Annotated in this window: 1 protein-coding gene; it reads right to left on the reverse strand. The window is 69.0% G+C overall.

Going from position 1 to position 905, the window contains the following annotated elements; genetic code table 11:
• Positions 1-19: 19 nt before the first annotated feature.
• Positions 20-891 (reverse strand): IS5 family transposase gene (locus MTQ10_RS30780; RefSeq protein WP_441351010.1). Its coding sequence is split into 2 segments (ribosomal slippage): positions 20-531 and positions 531-891, totalling 873 coding nucleotides; the frame shifts between segments, so codons are not numbered across the junction.
• Positions 892-905: the final 14 nt, after the last annotated feature.

Consider the following 905-nt stretch of genomic DNA (forward strand, 5'->3'; position numbering starts at 1 on the left):
CTAGGCAGTTTCGTTTGGATCACCGGGCGGACCAGAGGAAGATGCCTGCGATGTGGAGTCCGGCCAGGTAGATGGTGGCGGTCTTCTCGTAGCGGGTGGCGATGCCTCGCCATTGCTTGAGGCGGTTGATGCACCGCTCGACGGTGTTGCGCTGCTTGTAGGTCTCGCGGTCGAAGGCCGGTGGTCTGCCGCCCCGGCTGCCCCGACGTAGCCGGTGTCTGCGCTGGTCTGCGGGGACGGGGATCACTGCCCGGATGCCGCGCTTGCGCAGGTGCTCGCGGATCGCGCGGGAGGAGTACGCCTTGTCGGCCAGCACCAGGTCTGGCCTGGTGCGGGGCCGTCCTCGCCGGCGGGGAACGCGCAGGCGGGCCATGACGTCGGTGAACGCGGGTGCGTCACCGGCTTGTCCGGCGGTGAGAACGAACGCGAGGGGCCGGCAGCGGGCATCGGCAGCGAGGTGGATCTTCGTGGTCAGTCCGCCGCGGGACCGGCCGATGGCATGGTCGCCGGGTTCGTCGGGCGGAGCCCCTTTTTGCGGGCCCCGGCCGCGTGCTGATGGGCCCGCACGATCGTGGAGTCGACCGAGACGGCCCAGTCGAGGTCCTCGTCCGCGTCGGCCTGGGCCACCAGGGCGGTGAACACCCGCTCCCAGGTGCCGTCGAGGGCCCACATCCGCAGCCGGTTGTAGATCCCTCGCCAGTTGCCGTACTTCTCCGGCAGGTGGACCCACTGCGTGCCGGTCTGGAACTTGTAGGCGATCGCGTCGATCACTTCACGATGGTCACGCCAGCGGCCACCCCGCTTCGGTGTCCGGTCCGGGAGCAACGGCTCAATCCGCGCCCACTGCGCATCAGTCAACGGCACACCCGGACCAACGACCGACTGATCCAAACGAAACTGCCTAG

Source organism: Streptomyces sp. XM83C, assembly GCF_023072675.1.
GTDB lineage: Bacteria > Actinomycetota > Actinomycetes > Streptomycetales > Streptomycetaceae > Streptomyces > Streptomyces thermocoprophilus.